The organism is Phycisphaeraceae bacterium, from assembly GCA_019636655.1.
Taxonomy (GTDB): domain Bacteria; phylum Planctomycetota; class Phycisphaerae; order Phycisphaerales; family UBA1924; genus JAHBXB01.
The window spans coordinates 596,896-615,702 of record JAHBXB010000002.1 but is presented as its reverse complement, the minus strand read 5'-3'; the positions used below and the strand labels follow the sequence as shown (position 1 = coordinate 615,702).

The following is an 18,807-nucleotide window of genomic DNA, read 5'->3' as shown; positions in this document are numbered from 1 at the left end:
CAACACGCCTTGACACGCCAATCGGCACTCAGGTATGGCATATCAGGCTACCAAGTTGTTACAATACGTATGAGCACGCCGTTGCGCGATGCAGAATTCGGAGGAGACGCTCCATGGATCCGCGAGAAGTTGATAGCTCACAGGACATCCGAGATGGATGGGACGAGTGGAGCTACAGCGAACGTCTCGAGGCGCTCGAGCAACTGGCCAACAGCACCCTCGATTCGTACGCCTACGACACCGATGTAGATGTCGACACCGGTGACACCGGCGATGTTCCGGGCTATTACGACGATGGATTGATCACACTCGATCCGGCCATGATCGAAGACCCCGACCCATCTTCCGCAATTCACGTGACGAACCACGAGACGGTTCACGCCATGAACGAAGAGGATGGAATCGACGACTATAGCTACAGCCTCAAAGACGACGATGACTTCGACTTCACCGAAGACGATCTCCGTTCGATGGAAGCGCACAAAGAGGTCGGGGATACTGCGAGAGAGCTGGACAACGACGGATTCTCTCCTGTTGGGGGCGGGGGCGGAGGGGGGGTTGGAGGAGGAGCGGCTGCTGCCGAATCGGCTAGCGATCCCGATGCCCCCAAGCCCGACGACTTCGAGTTCGACATCGACTGGGGCCAGGGTGTGTGGATTGACTCGACCGATGAGAGCGGCCAGATGTCTGTGGACATCCTGTTCGCCGCGCCGGAGGGCTGGTGATGCATGGATTTACGAGGATCTCGGGCCGGCGGGCACGCTGGCTGAGTATTCATGACAGCGTCCGCGACCAACTGCGCAGCGCCATCATCGAACGGCACCGCGGGGCCGCTGCGGAATGGGTCGCTTCACGGGCCTTGGCAGCCCTGAAACCCGGAGGCTCACGCGCTACACGCCTAAGTGTTCAGTTTCTGCATCAGCAGGCGGATGGCATCCTTCGTCGAGAGCGAGCCATCACACGCGCGGCTTTCTTGCTGCGACAGTTGGATCGCGCACAGGAGCATCTGAATGGCCGAGACGAGTAGACTGGCGGTTGAAGATTCCCGTGTTGCCCTTGTCTCGGATCGCCGTTATGCCCGAGTGCTCGCCGGGATGATTCAGCGCGCCCGCGAGCGTGTCTGGGCCTCGTTGTTCATGGTCGATCTCGATGTGACGGCGGACGCGAGACACGCGGTGCTGGGAATCCTCAATGAGCTCGCGGCAGCGCAGTGGCGCGGCGCGGATGTGCGGCTGATTGTGGGCGGCAGCCGCGACAACCTGCTCATCGCCGAATCGGTCGCGGCCTCCGTGGCCGTGAGCCGCCAGATGGGCATTCCCACGAAGTGGATCGGCGCTCGCGCGCGGCGAGGCAGTCACTGCAAGTTCGTGATCGCCGATGATGAGGCGCTTCTCGGATCGCACAACTGGTCGCCATCGGCCTTCCTGAGCAGCACGCAGGACAGCGCATGGTTCCAGTCGGCGTCGTTGACCGCGTACCTCTGCAGCCTCTTTTCAGCACAATGGCTCAGGCCAGAGCACCGCGGGGAAAGTGGCAATGAGTAGTTACCAGATTGAATGGCCGCAACTTGTGGATGGCTCGCTGACGGAGGCCATCGCGGAGGTCGCCGGGCTGGCAGGCACGCTCCGCGTCGAGGAGGTCCGGTCGATTGTCGGTGGGATACTGCGCGCGACGGGCGGTTGGCCCTTCGCCGCGGCACTGCCATCTAAACGCCAGGCACGTATGCACGCGCAGCGCCTGCTCGCCGAGGCTTTCTCCCATACCCTCGGCGGGACGGCTTCGCCCGCGCCGGGGTACCAGTTCCATCAGAAACGAAGCCGATTGGTCATCGAGGCCGTGACGCGCCTCGAAATCAACTTTGCCGATGGAGAGGCGCTCGGGGCGCTGCCGGATATGACGCCGCGTCGAGTCCAGGCCACCATCGCAGAGCGTGACGAGAACGGGCCGTTTCGCGACGCTTCCGATCTGGCGCGTCGCGTTTCTCTCGTCGGACAGGCCCGTGCCAGTCGCCTCAGGAAGTTCCTGAATTTCCGCCGCGAGCCGACTCCGCACGTCCGTGCCAGCGGTGACTGGCGTCGCGACCTTGAGGCATTGATAGCCCAAGAGCCGGCTCAGGACTCCCGAAGTCGCTTGCTCGCCGCTCTGCAGCGAGTCGCACATGTCGTCGCTTCGCATCGACACCCGCATCTCAAGCACCACCTGCCCCGGCCCTTCACCCAGGTCGAACGCCCGCGTGCCCGGATGGCCTCAGAATCGATGGTGCTTCCGGGGCGCCAGTACTACTACTACACGCGGGACGAGATTCGAGCGGCCCAGCGCTCCGTCGACGTTCTGATGTTCCATATAGCTTGGCCGAAGCAGAACCATCCCACTCGAGCGCTTCTTGATGCTCTGATCGCCGCACACAATCGTGGTGTCCGCATCCGGGTACTGGTTGATCGCGATCGCCGCGGTGATCCGTATCGATCGCAGGTCATCAACGCGGCGGCAGTGCAGTATCTGCTTCGGCATGGCGTGTCGGTGCGCACGGATCGCGAGAACCGCCTCCTCCACAGCAAGATGATCGTGATCGACCAGGAGCAGACAATTATCGGCAGTCACAACTGGTCAGCGGGCTCGTTCTTCGGCTACGACGACCTGAGCATGGCTGTGCTCTCCGAAGATTTTGCGCGTGATTCGAATCGGCGATTTGCGTCACGCTGGCGACGAGCCAAGCCTGCGAAGGTCGGGCACGGTACCGCGTGATGCGGAAGGTGTCGGCCCGGGCGTAGGGGTCGCATTCGGGTTTTGGGGTACCAGGCGGCAGCAGTTCTCCTCATGGCAACCACACCACCTCCTTGCATTGAGCGCAACCCAAGCCCCACCCACCACTTGCTGCATTTTCCACATTCCTATCAAAACCCTATTGACACACCGTTAAAAACCCGTATTATGCCCGGGTCATGCTCCCCTCCTTCAACCCCTCCCCCGACCTCGCGGCCAAGATCCTCGACTCCGTCACCGATCCCACCCTCACCCTCCGCGACGTCGCCGACCTCCACCACACCACCGTCGAAGCCCTCGTCCTCTGGTTCGCCGAGCCCGAGATCGCCGAGCGACTCGATCACATCGAGTCCACCATCGCCCGCCGCACCCGCATCGTCGCCTTCAACTTCCTCCCCGCGGCCACCATCGCCCTCGGCCGCTCCATCGACGAGCACAACGCCGACGAAGCCCACTTCCCCGTCCGCTCCGGCGACCAGCGCGGGTTAGAACTCCGCCGCCGCTCCCGCGAGACCGCCCGCCGCGCCGCAGCACTCCTGCTTCGCCTCGCCAACTTCACCCCCGGCCCGCGCCGCGCCACCGACACGCGGCCAGCCTCTCCCCCGCCTTCCGCTCCTCCTCCCCAGCGCCAATCCACAACGCCCCCGCAGCCCGCTCCCGCCCCGGCATCGCGCCTCCTCGACGGCTCCCCGTGCTCCCCCTCTCCTTCCGCGGCCACCCCCTCCCACATCGAAGCCCCACCGCCAACCGCCCCCGCGCCATCGATCTCCCACACACCGATGCACGCGAGCCGCGATACGGCCGACATTCTCGCTCGCGCGTTCTCCGTCTCCGCCCCGCCCCGCGCCCCCCATTCATCCGCGCGCCCCCTGACACCCTCGCGCCGAACCCCGCGGCAACCCAGGACATTGGACTCAATCAAAATCTTGACAAGGTCCACAACTGGCTCATAGGCTCTCGCGTGCCGGAGGAGCCCGAGGACATCCTGCGTGAGCACGGCGTGCACGTGACGGTGCAGCGGCTCGCGGTGCTGCGCGCTGTCGCGCGTCGGCCGCACTCCACGGCGGACGAGGTCGCGCAGGACGTGCGAGCCGAGATCGGCGTGATTTCCCGGCAGGCGGTCTACGACGCGCTCGGCGTTCTGGCCGAGAAGGGGATTCTCCGTCGCATCCAGCCCGCTGGATCCCCGGCGAGGTACGAGGACCGCATCGGCGACAACCACCACCACATGATCTGCCGCGGCTGCGGGACGACGGTGGACGTCGACTGCGCCGTCGGCGACGCGCCGTGCCTGACGCCGGCGCGCGCGCTGGGCTTCCAGGTTGACGAAGCAGAAGTGATCTACTGGGGAACGTGCCCCGCGTGCATCGCGAGGCGTGGGGGTTCGACGGGGGCGACACCCCGGAAGAATCGCGGTTCGAAGCAAGACTGACCCGTTGCGAAGAGCAACCCGAAGGAGATCGCCATGGCCACCGAGTCCAAGTGTCCATTCTCGCACACCCGCGGCGCCGGCACGACGAACCGCGAGTGGTGGCCGAACCAGCTGCGGGTCGACCTCCTGCACCAGCACTCGTCCAAGTCGGACCCGATGGGGCGCGACTTCAATTACGCGAAGGAGTTCGAGAGCCTGGACTACGCGGGGCTCAAGAAGGACCTCGCGGCGCTGATGACGGACTCGCAGGAGTGGTGGCCGGCCGACTTCGGGCACTACGGGCCGCTGTTCATCCGCATGGCGTGGCACAGCGCCGGGACCTACCGAACCGGAGACGGGCGCGGCGGTGGCGGGCGGGGGCAGCAGCGCTTTGCGCCGCTGAACAGCTGGCCGGACAATGTGAGCCTGGACAAGGCGAGGCGGCTGTTGTGGCCGATCAAGCAGAAGTACGGGCGGAAGATCTCGTGGGCGGACCTGATGATCCTCGCGGGCAACGTGGCGCTCGAGACGATGGGCCTCAAGACCTTCGGTTTCGGCGGCGGGCGCGAGGACGTATGGGAGCCCGACCAGGACGTCTACTGGGGGGCCGAACGGACATGGCTCGCCGGCGACATCCGGTACGCGAGCGGATCCGAGGGGGTTGAGAAGCCGGGCGGCGTGACGGTCTCCGATGACGATCCTCACGCCAAGACGCACAGCCGCAACCTCGAGCGGCCGCTGGCCGCGGTGCAGATGGGCCTGATTTACGTGAACCCGGAGGGTCCGGACGGCACGCCGGACCCGGTGAAGGCGGCGGTGGACATCCGCGAGACGTTTGCGCGGATGGCGATGAACGACGAGGAGACGGTGGCGCTCATCGCGGGCGGACACACGTTCGGCAAGACGCACGGCGCTGCGCCCACGTCGCACGTCGGGCGCGAGCCGGAGGCAGTGGGGATGGAGGAGCAGGGGCTGGGGTGGCGCAACACCTTCGGCAAGGGATGCGCCGGCGACACGATCACGAGCGGGCTGGAGGTAACGTGGACGGCCACGCCCACCAGGTGGGGCGTCGGGTTCTTCGAGATGCTCTTCGGGCACGAGTGGGAACTCAGCAAGAGCCCGGCGGGCGCGCACCAGTGGGTCGCGAAGGGGGCGAAGGCGACGATCCCGCACGCGCACGATCCGTCGAAAAAGCTGGTTCCGACGATGCTGACGACGGACCTGTCGCTCAGGATCGACCCGGCGTACGAGAAGATCTCGCGGCGATTCATGGAACACCCGGAGGAGTTCGCGGACGCCTTCGCGCGGGCATGGTTCAAGCTGACGCACCGCGACATGGGGCCGCGTGCGCGGTACCTCGGCCCGGAGGTTCCGGCGGAGGAACTCATCTGGCAGGATCCGGTTCCGGCCGTGGACCACCCGCTCATCGACGCTCGGGACATCGCCTTGCTCAAGAGCAAGGTGCTGGCGTCAGGACTCTCCGTGTCGGAGCTGGTTTCGGCGGCGTGGGCGTCGGCGTCGACGTTCCGGGGGTCGGACAAGCGGGGCGGTGCGAACGGCGCCCGCGTCCGGTTGGCGCCGCAGAAGGACTGGCCGGTGAATCAGCCGGCGCAGCTGGCCAAGGTACTCAAGGCGCTCGAGGGCGTCCGAGAGACGTTCAACGGGTCGCAGACCGGCGGCAAGAAGGTCACGATGGCGGACCTGATCGTGTTGGGCGGATGCGCTGCGGTCGAGGAGGCCGCGCGGAAGGCGGGGGTGGAGGCGACGGTCCCGTTCGTGGCGGGCCGTACCGATGCGTCGCAGGAACAGACCGATGCGGAGGCCTTCGCGGTGCTCGAACCGAACGCGGACGGTTTTCGCAACTACCTGAAGGGCCGGTACGCGATGCCGGCGGAGGCGCTGCTGATCGATAAGGCCCAACTGCTGACCCTGACGGCGCCGGAGATGACGGTGCTCATCGGCGGCATGCGGGTGCTCGGCACGAACGCGGACGGGACGAAGCACGGCATGTTCACCACTCGGCCCGGGGCGTTGACCAACGACTTCTTCGTGAACCTACTGGACATGGGGACGCAGTGGAAGCCGGCCTCGCCCGCGGCCGACGCGTTCGAAGGGCGTGATCGGAAGACGGGAGATCTGAAATGGACGGCCACCCGCGTGGACCTGGTCTTCGGCTCGAACTCTCAGCTGCGAGCCCTGGCGGAGGTATACGGAAGCGCCGACGGGATGGAGAAGTTCGTCCGCGACTTCGTGGCCGCGTGGGCCAAGGTGATGAATCTGGACCGCTTCGACCTGGCCTAGGCGACCCGCGAGCGAATGACGATTGAGCGCCAATCGCGCCGGCAGGCGCCTCCGACACCACCCCCGTCGATGAGAACAACCAATGCTCTCGCGAAGAACGCTCGATGGTCCCAGATGCATGCAGAAGGTTGCGGTGCATCCGCGGTCAAGCGGTGGGGGGGGGATTCGAACCCCCGAGAGACTGACGCCTCTACCGGTTTTCAAGACCGGCGCATTCGACCACTCTGCCACCCCACCGGCGGCTATAAATCTTTTAAGATCAATGACTTATGGGCATCTCCGAATGCCCTTGAAGTGCTGTATACAAGTTCCAGGAGTCGAAGCTGAATCGGCACTGAGCCTGTATTGACAACTCGGATGACAAGCGACCCGCCTCCAAGGCGCATGGCCTCGGCTTCTTCGCCTCCCGCTCCTCCGCATGCTTTGCATCCGTGGACTTGGCGGTACGGCCAAGAGACAACAAGAGAGAGTGCCCCTATCACTCCCCCGAGCAGCCCTGCCCATGCGCCAACGATCTCAAACCACGAGTGCTCGTTTGCCATTCCTTGTGTCTTTCGATCACCGAAAGAGGACACCCTTAGTGCTGTTCGAGATTGGCATCAACTGGCACATGCACTTGAGGCAAGTCCTCGGGCGATAGAATATTCAGTGATAATCCAACTCGCTTGACCGGAACAAGCTGATAGTAAAAAACTCGGCTATCCCCAGTCTTCTTATGGCGAACAACCGTTGGCTGCACTCGACTAGCGAACTTCAATATCGCCTCACGGATACCGCGCTTGTCAAGCCCAATCTCCACAGCTCGTCTTACGGCCCATTCTCGCCAATGGGATTCGTTTATTTCGAGTCGTCTATTTGATGCTATAAAGTCCAGCAGCGCGGTCGGAGGATGCTGCATTTCAATCTCTTCGATCCACATGCCGATCAAGTTCGCCATTCGAGGGCCTATGTCTTCATAGCCAGGAGTTCGATTGGTGAATAATCGAAACGACCGCTCCCGTTCTCGTAGAGTTGGCAACACCCCTTCGTCACCGAGGTAGGCTAGATACGCAGTAGCGTGGTATTGAAATGTCAAGGGGTCGGCGCTGCGATGCACCATTTCGCGCAATGCAGGGAAGCACGACTCGTCGAGCAAGGCAATCAATACTGGACTTGTCTCAGTGTGTCCCATTGTGGCCGCTATGATTCGTAATGCTATTTGCTGCCGGTCAGCAATGGCCGCAGTAGAGTTCGATAGAGCGAGCATTGCTTTGCCGTGGGACTCTAAGCCGAGTCCTTTGCCAATCGCCCCGTTCTGGATAAGGGTCATTCCTGCGACAGACGATCCCGACCATTCTCTCCACGGAGAGGTCGCAAGATGTTCCAACAGCCGATCGACCAGCAACACGAGCGTAGAGTTCGATCCCTGGCCTAATGCCACAAGCTCAGACCATCTGCAGCCGTCTACAAGCACTTCGCTAGCAATCCGCTGGTCGGCCTTCTGCAAGACGATATCTAGTGCGCCCATTCGAACTTGAGGCACAAGCGATTCGTCTCCGATAATCGTACGAAGACGTTGCCAACTCTGATAATCACCAGTTGGCATGGTCTGATTGACCGAATGCAGAATATCCTTGAGCACCAACGATCCTTCGGTTGGCTTGTAGTTTTCCAACCTAGTCAATGCGTAATCTGGTTCGCCTGAAAGGGCACAGAGACAAAGGAAATACATCGTAATAGCAAGCGTCCTAATCATATAGACCTCGGGTGTTTTGATGGGATATCACGGGAGATTCCACCTGCCTGCAATTATTCTGTCCCAAATCTGCTTTTTTTCCGAATCCGCCAACGTGACAGAGCCCGGAATTGTCAATGGAGCGGCCGGCGGAGCTCCGCCGGCCCGTAGAATATTATTTCGAGGAAGCGGCGTAGCGATATCGTGTTCGGTACCATCATAAAAACTTCCCGTTGCCGGATATGAACCTGCAAATCGACCCAAATAGTGAGTCATTTCGTGCTCGATTACATTGAGCGAAAGGAAAGTGCTCGGATTGATGAAGAACCCGGAAGCCAAATCAAAGCCAGCATCATTGATTCGGATGTATGCCGGAGATTGCACAAACGACGCATTCGGTGCCCCTGGGTCATATGTGGCAGCAAGTATATCCCGTGGGTCGGGCGGAGGTGTTGGAGGTAATGCGCTCCCACCTGGCTGCACGTTGCCGACAAAATATACATTTATACAATTATCATCCCAGTAGTGATTTTCCCACATAATATAGCCATTTGTGGGCTCGTACCAATACGCCGATGACTGTGTTCGTTGGGTTGGGCCTCCAGCAGGGATTTCTATATCGTGGACCGTCGCGAGCTCGTTTGGCGTCCAAACAAACTGAGTATTTAATCCGTAGATGGAGGAGTTGGCTTGAAGGTGACGCATCGTCGCAATTACTTCGTCCACTGTAAGCCTACAACCACGGTTTGACACATTCCCCATCACCTCATTTTGGGCAAGCACAACCCATGCGTATAAAGAAACCTGTCCCGTTCCTGCATTGATAGGACTTCGCCCGCTCGAACAGCCAAAGCCGGCAAGGGCACATAATATGCTGCTTAGCACGAATAAACAGTGTCGCCTATGCCAAACCATCGCTAGGGCTCCTCATTATGTTCCGGGAACTACTACGGCGCTGCCGCCAGACGTGCCGCGCAATAGTACGAAATTTGGATATGCCGACCGATCGATGGCGGTATCAACAATGATGATCGGTTTTAGAAGATCGTTTGAATAAGTGATGTGCGAGGGGTCGCCATCAGAAAGTATCTTATTCAAAACTAATCCACGATATCGATCTGTCTCGGCACCCGAAGAATCGTATGTCACCAAGTCAACTGATACTGTGGAGGGTGCCGAAGTTGCGCTCGCAGCGTTTTCAGATATCCTGAGCACTGCCGCCAGGTGAAATGCGTTTGAGCCCATGAGAGTGGCCGCAGCTGGATGCTGCGGATCTGGATGGGTGACGCCAAGTCGCATGATCGGAGGGCTCGTCAATGCACCGCCAATAGTGGGGGAGCCGAGTCCGCCGGGTCCATCGGGATAGTGGACAGATTCCCAAGTGGCGGCATCTGTCTCGCATGATATTGTTACGGCGCTTGCCGGTGTTGCGCCGCCAGTCAGGTTTGCGGTGATCACTCCATCGAAAATACCAGGCCCTAGGTTCTCAATTCCTGTCGGCAGAGAGCAGGTGCCAGATCCGAGCAGAATAACCGCCTGAGACCCGCTGGTTTCTTGCACGTCCGCAGAACTAAAAGAGACCGTGAACACAGAAGTTGGCGAACCAACAGTAGGAACATACCGCCCCGTCCATGATGCCGTCGAGTTGCTGTCAAATGCATTGGGAGCATTTGCGGGCGAGAGTGAAAGAGTGATCGGGGTGCCGATCGATCCGGATGTCGGTGATACCGAAAGCGTAATCGAAGGCGGACAACCCCCGGCGTTGACCAGGGCGTTCCACTGGGCGACAAACACTGAAATGTCAACTGGTTCGACAACGCCGTTGTGGTCATAGTCTGCTTCAAGAGTGCCTTGGTTCAAGCTATTTGTCCAAGCTTGAATGAATGCGGCAATATCAGCCGGTTCAACTAACCCGTTGTTGTCGTAGTCGGGTGGGCAGGTGGGCGACCCCAATACCGAGGGACAGATCGCAATCGACAATCCGATTGCCGCTAGCGCATGCCGCCAAAGTCGATGATGTCCGGAATCCACCTTCTCCATGACAAGGCTCCATGCATGGTTATGTGCGACTATATCAAGTGACGATCCAAATGGGACCACCGTGAACATTCTCCAATCAAGTCAACGAACCCACGACTGAACCTCCAGCCGAAACCCAGTATCTCACTCTGACATGCTACCTGATTGCCCCGTTGCCGTGTCACTTTCTGTCCATTGCGCAGATCGAATTCATGGACATTTCTTTGCCACCGATGTTCGCAGAAAGGCAGGGTGCGTCTCGGTCGGATTGCCAGACTCGCCGAAGATCAACGACCGGAAGATTGTTGAGGCTGTCTAGCAGGGGCGATGGATGAGGAGAGAATCGGCAAAGGCTTTGCCTTCTCGGCGCAGTCGAATCTCCGCAGCTGTACCGGGGGCATCCTCGATAGCCCCGATGCGACCGAGCTTTTCCAAGCAGCTCTCGTCAAAGGTCGCCCCTCCAACGACGATCTCGCCCTCACGGTTCCGTCTGCATCGGTTGTCGCAGATCCGCATGAACCGGAGCAGTCGATTCGCGTCCTCGGTCAATGCCGCCGCTTCAGAGGCAATTGTCTGCTTGGTCGCCATGGGGCAAGGGTAGCGCAGTTGCGAGTATGCGAAGCGGCTCGAAAAAGGGGCCAGGAGCCTGTCTGTGGTAGAGATTGAGCAGCGGAGGAGGTGGGGCTGCTTTAGTCTCGACGCTTGAAGGTGGTGCCGTTGATGCCGTTGAGGATTTCAACGAGGATGCTGACCTCGGTGCTCAGATCATGGATGGCACCGACAATCAAGACGCCGGCGAGCAGCGAAGGATTCTTCTCGGCATATCCGGGTCCGAACTTGGCATCGATTGGTTCTACGGCCCTGGAGATCGACTCGATCATTGCGTCGGCGTGGTTGCTCATGGACCGCAGCGTAGCCGGCAAACGGCTCCGGACAAGGGCCGTTTCTGTATACAGGAATGTATACTAGAGAATGGAGCCAAAGTCGACCTAAATCGACTGCTTGATGGCGGTTCTGGCGTTCTGGAGGGGGTATGACAGAGTTTCAAGACCGGCGCATTCGACCACTCTGCCACCCCACCGGCGGCGCCGATTCTAGCGATGACGGAATCCCCGGCGCATTCCGCCCGAGTGCGGCACAGATCCGTCCGGCTCTGGTGTACGCTCCTCTGAACCAGGAGACACGCCGATGTTCGAAGGCCTCAAAGCCGCTGGAGCCCTCGCCGGGCTGATGAAGAACAAGGACGCGCTCAAGGCCGCCGGCCAGCGCATCCAGGTCCGCCTCACCGAGATCCGCGCCTCCGGCACCGCCGGATCCGGCGCCGTCCGCGTCTCCATGGACGGCAAACTCAGGGTCCTCGAGGTTCGCCTCGATCCCGCCATGGCCCGTTCTGCCTTCGCTGATCCCGCCTCCGCCGCGTACGCCGAGTCACTCATCACCGAGGCCATCAACGACGCCATCCGCCAGGCCCAGGCCATGGCCCACCGCGAACTCGCCCGCGAGGCCGAGGCCCTCGGAATCCCCAACCTCCCCACCCTCGACTCCCTCACCGGCGCATGACCACGCCCGGCCGCAACCCCGCGCCGGATTACCTCGCCTCTCAGCAGGTCACCGCCCTCTCTCCAGGCCGATCACTCCGGATCGTCATCACGCCAACCCCCGACGAGCCCCCCGGGCTCGCGGACCAAAGCGCCCGAGTCGAAGCCGCCTGGTCCGCGATGCGTGCCGCCAACCCGCGCCTCTTCGATGCCCCGATCCTGCAGACGGTCTCGGTCGATGCCCCAGCCGCCACCATCACCGCCCGAATCGGCTCGTACAAACTCCTCGCCGTCCAGCGCGCCGAGCCCGCCGCGGCGAGCGTCACCACGGGCACGTACCAACTCTCCGTCACCGGCGTGATCGTCGGCCGTTCACGAAGCGGCGCCGAGCACGTCCTGATCGCGCGCCGCTCCCGGGAGACCCGCATCTACCCGGCGATGTGGGAACTCGCCCCCTCCGGGGGCATCGATCCGCCCGCCGCGCCGGCCGCGGCTCCGCACACCCTCGCCCGCCGCGAGATCGCCGCCGCGCTCGCCGCCGAATCGCGAGAGGAACTCGGCCTGGATCTGGACTGGTCGGGCGCCGAGGTGGCCTGCCTCGCCCGCGACTCGATCGCGATGAGCGACGATCTCGTCGCCGTGCTGCGCCTCGCCGAACCGATCGACCCGCGCACTGCGCCGGCCAGCCCCGCCGGCGCGTGGGAGTACCTCGATACCGCCTGGCTCTCCCGCGGCGACGCGCCCGAGTTCGACGCCGCGCACGCCCACGCGATCATCCCGCCCACCCGGGCTGTGCTCCGGCACTTTGGATGGATCCCATGAACGGCTCGCCGCGGACCACCCCGCGCCCGCCCGCCGCGACGGCTCAGGTGTACACGCCGTCTCCGATTTCGGGCGTGGTCCCGTCGGGCCGTTTCGGCCGCGCCCACCCCGATTCGCCGTCTTTCTCCAGCGCCGTGGCGGATTGCTTGATGCACCGCAGGCACACGCACGCCGAGGTCGCCGGGCTCTCCCACTGCGGCTGGCTCCGCTCTTCGAGGCACATCGTGCACTTGCGGCCGCGGTTCGCGTCGCCGCCGCCGGCGAGCACGAGGTCGGTGTACGCCGCCGTGAGGCACTTGAGGCACAGCAGGCTACCCTGGTGTCCCTCGATCATGATGTTCTCGCCGTACAGCGCGGAGCAGAAATCGCACCGCGATTCGATCACCGTTCCGTCGGGCGTAGTGGTGTGCATGGATCTGGACTCCGGTCGGGCGCCCGCCTACGCCCCCGCCGTTGCCGGCGCCGATTCGACGGGGGCGGTCCGTTGCGTGGTGTCCGGCGGCTCCGGCGGCGGTCGGAGGAGCTGGGTCTGGGCAATCAGGCGGTAGGTGGCGCAGCGGGCGAGCAGCTCGTCGTGCCGCCCCTGGTCCACGATCTGCCCCTGGTCCATCACGACGATGACGTCCGCGTTGACGACGGTGCTCAGGCGGTGGGCGACGATGAGGCAGGTGCGCCGGTCGCGCCGGTCCGCCCCGCCGCGCACGAACTCCGTCAGCGCCTCGGCGATCTTGGATTCGCTGTCGGCGTCGACCATGCTGGTCGCCTCGTCGAGGATCAGGATCGCCGGGTCGCGCAGGATGGCCCGCGCGATCGACAGCCGCTGGCGCTGCCCGCCGGAGAGCCCGCCGCCCCCCTCGCCCAGCATCCAGCCGTACCCGCCGGGCTTCTTGAGGATGAACTCCTCCGCGCGCGCCCGGCGCGCGGCGGCGTGCACCTCCTCGTCGCTCGCCTCGCCGTCGGCGCCGTACGCGATGTTCTCCCGGATCGTCCCCTGGAAGAGCACGACCTCCTGCGTGACCACGCCGATCTGCCGGCGCAGGCTGCGCACCGAGACGCTCCGCACATCCGTGCCGTCGATCAGCACCTCGCCAAGGTCCGCGTCGAACAGGCGCGGGACCAGCGAGAGGAGTGTTGTCTTCCCCGAGCCGTTGGGCCCCACGACCGCCACGGTCTGCCCGTACTCGATCCGCAGGTTGACGCCGCTGAGCGCCGGGGCCGCCGCGGCGGGGTACGAGAACGTCACGCCGCGGAACTCGATGCTCCGGCTGTGCCGCGCCAGCGTCGGCAGCCGCTTCCCGTCCGGGCCGCGCCCGTGCCCGGGCTCGGGCTCGTGGGCCAGCAGCTGCGCCAGCCGGTCCGCCGCGGCGCTGGATTGCTGCACGTCGTTCATGAACCCGGTGAGCGGCCGGAGCTGCGCCGCGGCCATGCCGAGGGAGCCGAAGACCAGCAGGAAGTTCCGCGGGTCGATCCCGCCGTCGATGATCTGCTTCGCCGCGACCAGCGCCAGGGCGCCGAGCACGAAGATGGTCAGGGTCTCGATCAGCGGGCTCGAGATCGCCCGGGCGGTACGGACCCGCATCTCCTGGCGCACGACCTCCTTGTTGATCCGGTGGAACCGCCCCGCCTCGGTGCGCTCCGAGGTGTACACCTTGACCACCCGCAGGCCGCCGAGGGTCTCCCCCGCGGCGAGGTACAGCCCGGCCAGCGACTGCAGCGCGGAGCGGGAGGCCCGCCGGATCCTCTTGCCCAGTTTGCGGATGACGATCGCCACCCCGGGCGCCACGAACATCGCCACCAGCGTCAGCCGCCAGTCGAGGATGAACGCCGCGATCAACGCCGCGATCCCCTTGCTGACCTGCGCCGTCACCTTGCTCAACAGGGCGTTGAACCCGGATCCGAGCGTGGCGGTGTCGTATACGATCCGGCTCACCACGTCCGCGGTGCCCGTGCCGACCACGGTCTTGAGGGGAAGGTGCACCGCCTTGCGGAACGCATCGCGCCGGATGGTGGCGATCACGCGGCTGACCACGGTCAGCGAGCAGAACGCGTGCAGAAAGTTGCACGCCGCCCCGATGACCGTCAGCACGCCGAGCGCCACCACCACCCAGACGACCGACGTGTACCGGTCCGTGGGGAGCGCTTCGATCCAGGCCGTGGGAATATGGAGGCCCCACTGGGCCAGTTTGTCCTGCTGCCCCTGGGCCATCGCCCGCAGGCCGGTCGCCGCGTCCGCCGCCCCGGGGGCCGGGAGAATGTTCTTAAGGATGGGCCCGAGCCCCAGCAGCCCGGCCCCCAGTCCCCCGGCCGACAGGACCGCGAACAGCAGCGACGCCGCGAAGAGCCCGCGGTGCCTGAGCATTTGCTTTGCGTAGGTCCAAAAAGGCTTCATGCGAGGGTGAAGTATGGGCACCCCAACCCCCTGACTCCACCACAAGACCCACCCACCCGCCAAACACGGACCCCCCGCCATACCTTATCCTCCAGCACCCGGTGGTCCCCCGAGCAATGCCGCACCCACCCGAAACCGCCGCGCCCGCTGTGGCCGACCCGAGCAAGGGGGGGGTGTGCGTTGTCATTCCGTGCTTCAACCACGGCCGGTTCGTGGCGGATGCCGTCATCTCCTGTCTGGCCCAGATCCAGGAGGAGTCGCAAGGGGGAGAGGGGGGAACGGGGGGGTGCCCCCTGGCCGACATGCGGGTCGTCATCGTGGACGACGGTTCGAACGACGGCTCAACCCCCGCGCTGTGCGACCGGTGCATCGATCTGCCGGGCGCTCGGGGCCGGCTCGAGGTGGTGCACCAGGCGAATGCCGGTCTTCCCGCCGCGCGCAACGCGGGGGCGGCGCACCCGCTGGCGCGGGAGGCCGAGTTCCTCGTGTTCCTGGATGCGGACGACTGGGTAGAGCCGACGTTCGTCGCTCGTCTTCGGCGCGCCATGACGGAGGCCGATGCCGAGCCGGGGGGCGCTCCGGTATCGCACGCGTACTGCCAGGAGCGGCTGGTCGAACTGGGCACGGGCATCTGGCGGGTGCCGGGCTGGGACCCGGTGCTGCTGATGGTGACCAACCTGCACCCGGTGACGACGCTGGTCCGGCGCGCGTGCTTCGACGAGGTTCGCGGGTTCGATGAATCAATGCGCGATGGGTACGAGGATTGGGACCTGTGGCTGCGGTTTGCGTCCCGCGGCTGGCGCGGGGTCCGCGTGCGCGAGCCGCTGTTCGTGTGGCGCCGGCACAGCCCGGTGACGATGATCGTCGAGTCCGGCAAGAAGCACGGGGCCCTGTTCGCACGGCTGGTGGCGAACCACCGGGAGTTCTACCTGCGGCATGCCGACGAGGTGATGGTGCAGTCCAACGTGCTGCTGCGTCGGTCGGAGGCGAACTGGCTGGACGAGAGCCTCGAGGCGATTCCCATCCGCGACCTGCGGGCCTGGAAGGACGACCTGATCCGCGAGCGCAACCAGGCGTGGAACGATGTGGCCCGGCTTACGGGTGAGGTGCAGGCGGCGGCGGCGCAGGTCGAGGCGCTGCGGGTTCATTACGAGGCCAAGCCGGCGGTGCGGTTCTCGCGGTCGGTGTACGGGGTGATGGATCGCCTGCCGCGGGTGGTGTCGGCGCCGTTCCGCGCGCTGCTGCACGCGGCGAAGCGGCTGGTGCCGTGATCACGCCGGGGCGACGAGGTCGGAGACGTTCTCGGCCTGCCAGACGCCGCCGATCTGCCAGAAGTAGCGGATGATCTCGCCGGTTTCGCCTGCGCCTAGCAGGTTGATCGTGGCGTTGTAGCTCACGCCGATGAGGCGGCTGGTGGGGAGGTCGGTGCCGGCGGGGACGGTGTCGGAGAGGACGTCGACGCGCCAGTAGTCGCTGCCGAAGAGTTCCTTCATGCCCGGGGCCCACCAGTAGACGACGACGCGGCCGTCGTTGTCGATGCCGGCGATGTTCAGGCCGCCCCAGGGCGTGACGTATGAGGCGGCGGAGGTCGCTTTCAGAACGGGGCCGCCGACGTCGTCGGTGAGGTTGTTGGTCCGCCAGGCTCCGAGGAACTCGGGGAGCCACCAGGTGATGCTGAGTTTGCCTTGGGCATCCGCGCCGGCGAGGTTGATGCCGCCCCAGGGGGTGAGGAACGAGGTGAGGCTGCCGGTGAGCGCCGGGGCGCCGGTGATCTGGCTGAGGTTGTCGACGGCCCACTGTGTCATGTCGCCCGCGATCCAGACGACCTGGATGTCGCCGTTGGAGTCGAGGCCGGCGATGTTCATGCCGTTCCACGAGGTGACGTAGGAGATCAGGTCGCCGGCGAAGGCGGGGGTGGTGAAGCCCTGGGGATTCAGGTCGCGGGTGGTGAGATCGACGTAGCGCCACGACCACTTACCAGCGATACCGGCGCCGGCGATCTGCTCGTACATAACGAGATGGCCGGAGGCGTTGAGGCCGGCGATGTGGACGGTGCCGACGGTCTCGATGAAGACGGTGGGCTGAGAGACGATGGCGGTGGAGCCGGCGATCTCGGCGGTGAGGTTGCGGACATCCCACGAGCCGTTGGCGTGGTTGATGAAGAGCAAGAGGCCCTGGGAGGAGCGGGCCGCGGCGTAGGTGAGGCCGTCCTTGGGATCGGTCCAGGTCTGCGGGGCGCTGGCGCTGGTGGGGCCGCCGGAGAGTTGGAGCAGGTCGTCGGCGACCCAGACGCCGCCCTCGGCGCGCTGGAGGACGACGGGCCGCCCGGCGTTGTTGGTGGTGAGGACGGTGAGGCGTCCGGAGGCGGTGGCGGAGCCGTAGATGTTCTGGCCGGTGCCGGCCATGTAGGGGTTGGGGAGGCCGGGGACGGTGCCGCCGCCGCCGCCGGAGGGGGGAAGCGCGGGGCCGTCGATGGAGAGGGTGAAGCCGCCGGTGCTCGCCGCGTCGCCGGATTCGACCTGCACGTAGTAGGTCTGGCCCGTGACAACGGAGATGGAGAGGACCGAGTCGCCGCCGTCGCCGCTGGGGATGCCCGAGCCGAGGGGGTTGAAGCTCTCGCCGAAGAGGCGGACGGCCCCGACCAGCGAACTGCCGGGGGTGAGGACGCGGATGGTCATCGTGCCGGTGGCGGAGACGGTGAAGCGGAAGAGATCGGTGTCGGTGGCGGGGTCGATGATGCCGCCGGCGGCGCCGTCGCCGGTGGCGGGCTGGAGGAAGACGGGCGTGGCGCCGGACCAGTCGCCGGCGTTGGCGTGGTCGTCGATGGGCGCGGGGTTTCCGCCGGGGGAGGTGATGATCTGGGTGGTCAGGGCATCGAGCTTGACGTTGACGTCGGAGACGGCGGTCTGGCGGGTGAGCGTCTTGCCGGTGGAGAGGTTGGTGAAGACGACGCTGTAGGTGCCCGAGGGGACGGCGATCTGGTAGTTGCCGGCGTAGTCGGTGGTGTAGGAGCCGACGAGGGACTGGTTGGCGGCGCTGAAGACATCGATGCGGATGTCGTTGGCGCCCTCGCCGACGCCGTAGAAGCCGTTGGAGTCGGCGTCGGTGAAGACCACGCCGAGGATGTAGCGGTCCGGGGCGCCGGACTGGACACCGAACTCCTGGGAGTAGTAGTCGTAGAACGGCGAGATCTCGGTGAAGGCGAAGCCGGGGCCGAACTCGTCGTAGTGGAAGGTGGAGGAGAAGTTGGAGTGGAGGCTGAGGACGTTCTTGCGGTGGCCGATGGAGACGAGCCAGGCCTTGTGGACCTCGTCGATGGTGTCGTAGCCGGCGGCGATGTTCTCGCCGGCGGTGCCGGCGTAGCCCTGGTCCTGGGCGCGCTGCGTGGGGCTGAGGCCGTCGGGGTTGACGTGGTCGAAGAAGTCGCGCTCGGCCATGTCGAGTGAGTGGAGGCGCGCGGCGATGGTGAGGGAGGGCTCGAGCGCGAGGGGCTCGCTGGGGACGAGACGCGCGAGTTCCGCGGCGGTGAGGCCGTCGGTGAGGTCGATGCCGAGGCGCGCGGCCTCGGCCATGGGGTTGGCGCGGGCGCGGTTGACCAGTTCGGTGAGGTAGACCTCCTCGGCGGTCCATGTGAACGCGGCGAGCAGGACGCGCGGCTCGAGGGACTCGAGCCGACCGATGGAATCCACGCCGCCGAGACCCGTAGCCCTGCTGGTCGCGTTCATCAAAGACACTCCGTGATGCCGGCCCACGACAGGGAGTTGAATCGACCGGATCGGGGGAGACGTTGAATCAAGGCAAGGTGTGCGGCGTGTTCGGGATGGTCGGGTGGGAGGGGTGTGGTCTGCGG

The 18,807-nt window shown here is 64.6% G+C and carries 16 protein-coding genes and 1 tRNA gene; 9 read left to right on the top strand and 8 right to left on the bottom strand.

What is annotated here, in order from left to right:
- The first annotated feature begins 113 nt into the window (after positions 1-113).
- The 6 genes from KF745_08020 (at position 114) to katG (ending at position 6,475) form a co-directional block, all read left to right on the top strand.
- Positions 114-725 carry a hypothetical protein gene (locus KF745_08020; protein MBX3358359.1) on the top strand — a complete coding sequence of 204 codons (612 nt, stop codon included), beginning with the start codon at positions 114-116 and terminating at the stop codon, positions 723-725.
- 285 nt (positions 726-1,010) lie between these two features.
- Positions 1,011-1,544: a hypothetical protein gene (locus tag KF745_08015; protein MBX3358358.1), complete on the top strand. Its 534-nt coding sequence runs from the start codon at positions 1,011-1,013 to the stop codon at positions 1,542-1,544.
- Positions 1,537-2,745, top strand: coding sequence for a hypothetical protein (locus KF745_08010; GenBank protein MBX3358357.1), 1,209 nt, complete (start codon positions 1,537-1,539; stop codon positions 2,743-2,745). The genes KF745_08015 and KF745_08010 overlap by 8 nt, the downstream gene beginning before the upstream one ends.
- A gap of 197 nt (positions 2,746-2,942) precedes the next feature.
- Positions 2,943-3,716, top strand: coding sequence for a hypothetical protein (locus tag KF745_08005; GenBank protein MBX3358356.1), 774 nt, complete (start codon positions 2,943-2,945; stop codon positions 3,714-3,716).
- A gap of 8 nt (positions 3,717-3,724) precedes the next feature.
- A complete protein-coding gene (locus KF745_08000) occupies positions 3,725-4,195 on the top strand; it encodes a transcriptional repressor (GenBank protein ID MBX3358355.1) in 471 nt (156 codons plus the stop codon).
- Positions 4,196-4,228: 33 nt separating this feature from the next.
- Positions 4,229-6,475 (top strand): catalase/peroxidase HPI, encoded by a 2,247-nt coding sequence (gene katG, locus KF745_07995; protein ID MBX3358354.1) that lies wholly within the window; start codon positions 4,229-4,231, stop codon positions 6,473-6,475.
- 150 nt (positions 6,476-6,625) lie between these two features.
- Here katG and KF745_07990 read toward each other — a convergent pair.
- The 5 genes from KF745_07990 to KF745_07970 all read right to left on the bottom strand — a co-directional run bounded on the left by KF745_07990 (position 6,626) and on the right by KF745_07970 (position 11,110).
- Positions 6,626-6,712 (bottom strand) — tRNA-Ser (locus KF745_07990).
- Positions 6,713-7,052: 340 nt separating this feature from the next.
- The gene (locus KF745_07985) at positions 7,053-8,210 is read right to left on the bottom strand and encodes a hypothetical protein (protein MBX3358353.1); all 1,158 of its coding nucleotides are present in this window, start codon (positions 8,208-8,210) and stop codon (positions 7,053-7,055) included.
- 909 nt (positions 8,211-9,119) lie between these two features.
- Positions 9,120-10,229: a hypothetical protein gene (locus KF745_07980; GenBank protein MBX3358352.1), complete on the bottom strand. Its 1,110-nt coding sequence runs from the start codon at positions 10,227-10,229 to the stop codon at positions 9,120-9,122.
- A 294-nt stretch (positions 10,230-10,523) separates the two neighbouring features.
- The gene (locus KF745_07975) at positions 10,524-10,796 is read right to left on the bottom strand and encodes a hypothetical protein (GenBank protein MBX3358351.1); all 273 of its coding nucleotides are present in this window, start codon (positions 10,794-10,796) and stop codon (positions 10,524-10,526) included.
- Between the two features lie 101 nt (positions 10,797-10,897).
- On the bottom strand, positions 10,898-11,110 hold the full coding sequence (locus KF745_07970) for a hypothetical protein (protein ID MBX3358350.1): 213 nt from the start codon (positions 11,108-11,110) through the stop codon (positions 10,898-10,900).
- A gap of 286 nt (positions 11,111-11,396) precedes the next feature.
- Between KF745_07970 and KF745_07965 the strand changes: the two genes are divergently transcribed.
- Together KF745_07965 and KF745_07960 are read left to right on the top strand one after the other, a co-directional pair.
- Positions 11,397-11,768, top strand: coding sequence for a YbaB/EbfC family nucleoid-associated protein (locus KF745_07965; protein MBX3358349.1), 372 nt, complete (start codon positions 11,397-11,399; stop codon positions 11,766-11,768).
- Entirely contained in the window at positions 11,765-12,568 is an 804-nt protein-coding gene (locus KF745_07960; GenBank protein ID MBX3358348.1) for an NUDIX hydrolase, read from the top strand. The genes KF745_07965 and KF745_07960 overlap by 4 nt, the downstream gene beginning before the upstream one ends.
- Before the next feature lie 43 nt (positions 12,569-12,611).
- Here the strand turns inward: KF745_07960 and KF745_07955 are convergent, their stop codons facing one another.
- Together KF745_07955 and KF745_07950 are read right to left on the bottom strand one after the other, a co-directional pair.
- On the bottom strand, positions 12,612-12,980 hold the full coding sequence (locus KF745_07955) for a hypothetical protein (protein ID MBX3358347.1): 369 nt from the start codon (positions 12,978-12,980) through the stop codon (positions 12,612-12,614).
- 27 nt (positions 12,981-13,007) lie between these two features.
- Positions 13,008-14,927: an ABC transporter ATP-binding protein gene (locus tag KF745_07950; GenBank protein ID MBX3358346.1), complete on the bottom strand. Its 1,920-nt coding sequence runs from the start codon at positions 14,925-14,927 to the stop codon at positions 13,008-13,010.
- Between the two features lie 146 nt (positions 14,928-15,073).
- Between KF745_07950 and KF745_07945 the strand changes: the two genes are divergently transcribed.
- Entirely contained in the window at positions 15,074-16,228 is a 1,155-nt protein-coding gene (locus KF745_07945) for a glycosyltransferase family 2 protein (protein MBX3358345.1), read from the top strand.
- Here the strand turns inward: KF745_07945 and KF745_07940 are convergent, their stop codons facing one another.
- The gene (locus KF745_07940; GenBank protein MBX3358344.1) at positions 16,229-18,682 is read right to left on the bottom strand and encodes a hypothetical protein; all 2,454 of its coding nucleotides are present in this window, start codon (positions 18,680-18,682) and stop codon (positions 16,229-16,231) included.
- Positions 18,683-18,807 lie beyond the last annotated feature (125 nt).

Bases quoted from the DNA above. Each gene is read 5' to 3' on its own strand.
- KF745_08020 (MBX3358359.1), top strand. From the start codon at position 114: ATGGATCCGCGAGAAGTTGATAGCTCACAGGACATCCGAGATGGATGG.
- KF745_08015 (MBX3358358.1), top strand. From the start codon at position 1,011: ATGGCCGAGACGAGTAGACTGGCGGTTGAAGATTCCCGTGTTGCCCTT.
- KF745_08010 (MBX3358357.1), top strand. From the start codon at position 1,537: ATGAGTAGTTACCAGATTGAATGGCCGCAACTTGTGGATGGCTCGCTG.
- KF745_08005 (MBX3358356.1), top strand. From the start codon at position 2,943: ATGCTCCCCTCCTTCAACCCCTCCCCCGACCTCGCGGCCAAGATCCTC.
- katG (MBX3358354.1), top strand. From the start codon at position 4,229: ATGGCCACCGAGTCCAAGTGTCCATTCTCGCACACCCGCGGCGCCGGC.
- KF745_07985 (MBX3358353.1), bottom strand. From the start codon at position 8,210: ATGATTAGGACGCTTGCTATTACGATGTATTTCCTTTGTCTCTGTGCC.
- KF745_07980 (MBX3358352.1), bottom strand. From the start codon at position 10,229: ATGGAGAAGGTGGATTCCGGACATCATCGACTTTGGCGGCATGCGCTA.
- KF745_07975 (MBX3358351.1), bottom strand. From the start codon at position 10,796: ATGGCGACCAAGCAGACAATTGCCTCTGAAGCGGCGGCATTGACCGAG.
- KF745_07970 (MBX3358350.1), bottom strand. From the start codon at position 11,110: ATGAGCAACCACGCCGACGCAATGATCGAGTCGATCTCCAGGGCCGTA.
- KF745_07965 (MBX3358349.1), top strand. From the start codon at position 11,397: ATGTTCGAAGGCCTCAAAGCCGCTGGAGCCCTCGCCGGGCTGATGAAG.
- KF745_07960 (MBX3358348.1), top strand. From the start codon at position 11,765: ATGACCACGCCCGGCCGCAACCCCGCGCCGGATTACCTCGCCTCTCAG.
- KF745_07955 (MBX3358347.1), bottom strand. From the start codon at position 12,980: ATGCACACCACTACGCCCGACGGAACGGTGATCGAATCGCGGTGCGAT.
- KF745_07950 (MBX3358346.1), bottom strand. From the start codon at position 14,927: ATGCTCAGGCACCGCGGGCTCTTCGCGGCGTCGCTGCTGTTCGCGGTC.
- KF745_07945 (MBX3358345.1), top strand. From the start codon at position 15,074: ATGCCGCACCCACCCGAAACCGCCGCGCCCGCTGTGGCCGACCCGAGC.
- KF745_07940 (MBX3358344.1), bottom strand. From the start codon at position 18,682: ATGAACGCGACCAGCAGGGCTACGGGTCTCGGCGGCGTGGATTCCATC.